Consider the following 4,980-nt stretch of genomic DNA (forward strand, 5'->3'; position numbering starts at 1 on the left):
CGTCTTCAAGTTCAAGATCAATCCCTTTAAGTACCTCCACCCTATTATCTTTTGTTCCGTAGTACTTATGCAAACTTGAAATTTTTATCATATAAACACCTCATTTTAATATAGTATTATAATCATTGAAATAACCTTTCAAGATAATAATAGCACAATTTTTTGTTAGCGTCAACTAACTTTTTTAAGTGTTTTAATTTTCCACACAAAAGGCCTAAGGAAGTGTATAAACAAAATACATTCGGACATTGGGAGGCAGATACAGTTGTTTCAGGTAAAATAAACAACTATACTTTAAAAAGCAAATATTGTTTTGTTTCTCTTGCAGAGAGAAAGACAAGACTATATCTAGTTAAATTAATTCCAGATTGAAAAGAAGAAACAGTTACTAATGCTATCATAGAATTATTAAAAGACTTGCCAGAAGGAGCTGTAAAAACAATAACTTGTGATTGAGGAAAAGAATTTGCTGGATGGAAAAGAATTGAAGAAGAATTAAATACTAAAATGTACTTTGCAGATCCGTATTGTGCTTGGCAGAAAGGAACAAATGAAAATTCTAACGGTTTATTAAGAGAGTTTTATCCTAAACATATGGATTTATCTAAGACAAACGAAAGAGAAGTTCAAAATGTTCTTAAACTTCTCAATAACAGACCAAGAAAATGCATTAACTATAAAACACCTCAAGAGTTATTTGATGAGTATTTATGTGAATGTTGCACTTGATTTGACAAATTATCTCACTAAAAAATCGTGCTGACAGAAGTTTCATCTACTTCTACCAACACGATTTATTATAGAACCTTTTTATCAGGATTAAGGTTGATACACAAATTTGTTTACAGACCCGGGTCACCTTATTTAATTTGGTAGCTCTTTTTAATTGTATCATATTATAATTCTTTTATATTTGTACAAAGTATAAAACATAGTTTATCGTTTATTGGCTAGCTTTCAAAACCATAGTAAATACAGATCCACTTGGTATATTATCCGTTACACTTATTTCGCCACCATGGGCCTTAACTATAATCCAACAAAGATATAAGCCTAGACCTATACTCCTCTTGCTATCGATGATTTTGTTATTAGCCGAATAGAATTTTTGGAATATTTTTTTCTTATCGGTATCCTCAATTCCTTTTCCATTATCTGCCACTTGGATTATGACTTTGTTTGCATCTTGGTAGGCTCTTATATTGATACTTGACCCTTCAAAAGTATATTTTATAGCATTATCTACAAGGTTTATGATGACTTGTATTATTAACCTCACATCCATATCAGCCATTAGGTAGTCATCATCTATATCAACAGTTATATTGTGATTTTTTTTATCTCTGCTTACATGCTTTAGGGCCTCTTCTATGACTTCTTCAACCATTTGTGGCTCTATTTTTAGTTTGCTTTTACCTTCTTCAACTCTAGTTACTGAAAGTAAATTTTCTATAAGATTCAGTAGCCACTGTGAATCATCATAAATATCTCTATATAGCCCTAATTTCATTGTTTCTGTTAAGTTTTCCGAATTATTAAGTAGTATATCAGAATTTCCATAAATAGTTGTTAGGGGCGTTCTTAAGTCATGGGAGATTGATCTTAAAAGATTTGTTTTCAATTGCTCATCTTTTATTCTCAAATTAGCTTCGTTTTTATCTTTTAAAATCTTTTCTTTCTCTAAAGCCAAAGACATATCTCCAAGGATTGCTAGTAAAATTTTATTTTCTACGGAATCTAGCCTATCTTTACCCAAATGTATACCTATAACCCCATACACACTTGTATTAAATCTGATTGCATAATATAAGTACTTGGCATCTGGCAAATATTCTGTGCCAGCACCTGCACTTTTGTTTTTGGCAAATACCCACTTTACTATTTCTAATTCTTTGAGAAATTCTTTATCAGCATCCCTAAAATCATCCTTGAAAATTAGTGGATCCTGAATTTCCCCATCTACTATATCGTAATAAACTATATTTCTATTTAGTAGGTTTGATAATTGATTACAGCCTGTTTCTATGATTTCGTGTTTGGATATTTTAGTCTGTAAAAGTTGATTTGTTTCTAACAAAAGCTTTGTTATATATGTCATATTTGATGAGTTCTTTGCATTTTTTCTTATCTGGCTTGCTAGCTTACTTGTCAAAAATGATACTATTAATAAGACTAAAAAAGTAATAATATATTCAGGATTAGATACTGATAAACTTAAAGTTGGCTTAGTAAAACAATAATTAAAGGCTAATACGCATATTACAGATGAAATAAAACTCACTAATTCATCATAAGTTACAAGGGCAATAAAAAATACACCTAGTATATAGATCATTATTATATTTGCATCACTGTAGCCAAAATCATAAAATATATAACCTATTAGAGTGCTGATTGCTAGTATTATAAAAGCAATTAACAAATCTTTTGATATGTTTTTATTTTCTTTAAATCCATAAGTTTTGACCTTATCATTTATTGGAACAGCATAAATATCTATTCTGTCAGATTTTTTTACCACTTGATCATATATGCTGGTATTTAAAGATAATAGCTTAAAATCATTTCGGTTTTTTCCTATTACAATTTTTTTTACTTTATATAGTTTTGCAAAGTTTACTATTTGGCTTGCTATATCGTCATCATATATAATCTCAACCATGGCCCCCATGTTTTCCGCTAGACTTAAATTGTCTTGTAGGTAGTCATTGTCCTTTTTTTTCTGAAACTTATCTCTATCAGATACATATAGAGCAATTAGTTTAGCTTTTTCATTTTGAGCTATCTCATTGGCTTCTTTTATTACCTGACTATTAGATTGGGATTCAGATATACATACTAATATCAAATCTCTATCAATTAAATCCATTTATTTCATCTCCCCCTGATTTATTGATTCTAATCATCTTGTAGCCAACTCCAACATGAGTTTGGATATACTTATCGTCAGTTAATTTTTCTATCTTTTTTCTAAGAGAGGTCATATATACTCTCAAAGAAGAGAGATCAGATGCTAGGTAATTGACCCAAATGTTTTTTAGGATGTATTGATGTGTGAGAACCTTGCCAATATTTTCTGCTAATAAACATAATAAACTATATTCTATTGGCATTAAATGTATTTCTTCACCTTTAATAAATACGCTTCTCGAAGGATAATCTATTCTTATATCTCCATTTTCAAATGAAATTTTGTCTTCAACACTATTATTTTCAGCATAGTTTATTCTTCTTAAGGTTGACCTAACTCTTGCAAGAAGTTCATCAACATTAAATGGCTTGGTCAAAAAATCATCTGCCCCTGCGTCCAAGGCTTCTATTTTATCTTCATCATTGGTCCTAGCGCTAATTACTATAATTGGAGTAGTCGAAAAATCTCTGAATTTTTTTATTATTTCTATTCCATCAATGTCAGGCAATCCCAAGTCAATAAAAACTATGTCATATTTATTTGAAGTCATTAGCTGTAGAGCATTTTTACCATCAATAGCTAGGTCATATTCATAATCATTTATCTGCAATGTTGTTGATATCAAGTTTCTCACAGCTCTGTCATCTTCTACAATTAATATTTTTATATTTTCATTCATATATACTTACCTTCTTTATAGCAAAATATTGGTCAAATCATTCTAGGCCTCAAGTTATGACTACCTGAGGCCTTATATTACAATATTATTTTTTCATTTCACTTACTAAGTCTATGTTTAGTTTCAATACATTTACAGTTTGTTCGCCAAAGATTCCCAAAGCTTTTTCACTAGTATTTTGTTTTATCAGTTGTTCTAAGTTTTCTTTGGAGATATTTGTATTTTTTGCTACTCTATCAACTTGTAATTGAGCTGCTTTGACAGAAATGTGTGGATCGAGACCTGAGCCTGATTGGCTTATGATGTCTTCAGGGATATCTTCTTTTGATACAGTAGGATTTTCTTTAATAAACTTATCTATATCTTCGTTAATTCTTTTCTTTAGGTTAGGGTTACTTACTGCTAAGTTTTTACTACCAGAAGCTAATCCATCATACTTGTCTCCATCTTCATAGACATTGTAGTTAACAGCTGATGGTCTCGAATGAAATAATTTTGGATCAGTAAAATCTTGACCTATTAATTCTGAGCCAACTACTTCATCTCCCATCTTTATTAAACTTCCATTAGCTTGTTTTGGAAAGATAATTTGTGCAAGTACAGTCATTAAAAGTGGATATATAATACCACAGACTATAAATGCAAATATTGTAACAAAAAAAACTTGTTTATATTTTTTAATAGTTCTCATTATAACTCCTTAAACTCCTTAAATTCCTAACATTCCAAGTAAAGGAAAAACTAATATATCTATTAGTTTTATACCAATAAAAGGACAAATCACTCCACCAAGTCCATAAATCAACATATTCTTTCCTAACATTTTTGAAGCTGACATCGGTTCATATTTAACACCCTTCATTGCCAAAGGAATTAGACAAGGAATAATAATTGCATTAAATATTAGTGCTGAAATAATAGCACTTGATGGACTATTCAATCCCATAATGTTCAATACTTTCATTTGAGGTATAGCAAGAGTAAATATAGCTGGTATTATAGCAAAATATTTAGCAATATCATTGGCAATAGAAAATGTTGTCAAAGAACCTCTGGTTATAAGTAGCTGTTTACCAATCTCTATAACTTCCAATATTTTGGTTGGATCTGAATCCAAATCAACCATGTTTGCTGCTTCTTTTGCTGAACTTGTACCAGAATTCATTGCAATACCAACATCAGCTTGAGCTAGGGCTGGAGCGTCGTTGGTTCCATCTCCTGTCATGGCTACAATTTTACCTAGGGCTTGTTCTTTTTTTATGGCTTCTATCTTATCCTCAGGTTTACATTCTGCTATATAGCCATCAATACCAGCTTCTGCTGCAATTGTAGCTGCAGTAAGAGGGTTATCTCCAGTACACATTATAGTTTTGATTCCTATTTTTCTAAG

4 protein-coding genes and 1 pseudogene are annotated in these 4,980 nt (G+C 30.6%); 1 reads left to right on the plus strand and 4 read right to left on the minus strand.

Translation table 11 applies throughout. The features are described 5' to 3' along the window. Window positions 1-468 precede the first annotated feature (468 nt). A pseudogene (locus Q0U66_RS05395) lies at window positions 469-729 on the plus strand (IS30 family transposase); the annotation flags it as partial. A gap of 214 nt (window positions 730-943) precedes the next feature. On the opposite strand, the gene Q0U66_RS05400 reads toward Q0U66_RS05395, so the two are convergent. The 4 genes from Q0U66_RS05400 to Q0U66_RS05415 form a co-directional block, all read right to left on the minus strand. Beyond that, complete coding sequence (locus tag Q0U66_RS05400) at window positions 944-2,869, minus strand: DUF4118 domain-containing protein (RefSeq protein WP_297378389.1); 1,926 nt, start codon at window positions 2,867-2,869, stop codon at window positions 944-946. Next, a complete protein-coding gene (locus Q0U66_RS05405; RefSeq protein WP_297378391.1) occupies window positions 2,856-3,590 on the minus strand; it encodes a response regulator transcription factor in 735 nt (244 codons plus the stop codon). The genes Q0U66_RS05400 and Q0U66_RS05405 overlap by 14 nt, the downstream gene beginning before the upstream one ends. Window positions 3,591-3,675: 85 nt before the next feature. Beyond that, complete coding sequence (kdpC, locus tag Q0U66_RS05410; RefSeq protein WP_297378394.1) at window positions 3,676-4,281, minus strand: potassium-transporting ATPase subunit KdpC; 606 nt, start codon at window positions 4,279-4,281, stop codon at window positions 3,676-3,678. Window positions 4,282-4,299: 18 nt separating this feature from the next. Beyond that, a partial coding sequence (locus tag Q0U66_RS05415; protein WP_297378397.1) for an HAD-IC family P-type ATPase occupies window positions 4,300-4,980 on the minus strand: 681 nt, incomplete at its 5' end.

Origin of the sequence: uncultured Helcococcus sp. (assembly GCF_946998255.1) — a bacterium.
In the GTDB taxonomy this organism is placed as follows: Bacteria; Bacillota; Clostridia; order Tissierellales; family Peptoniphilaceae; genus Helcococcus.

Coding starts and splice junctions, on each gene's coding strand:
- Q0U66_RS05400 (WP_297378389.1), bottom strand. CDS start 2,869: ATGGATTTAATTGATAGAGATTTGATATTAGTATGTATATCTGAATCC.
- Q0U66_RS05405 (WP_297378391.1), bottom strand. CDS start 3,590: ATGAATGAAAATATAAAAATATTAATTGTAGAAGATGACAGAGCTGTG.
- kdpC (WP_297378394.1), bottom strand. CDS start 4,281: ATGAGAACTATTAAAAAATATAAACAAGTTTTTTTTGTTACAATATTT.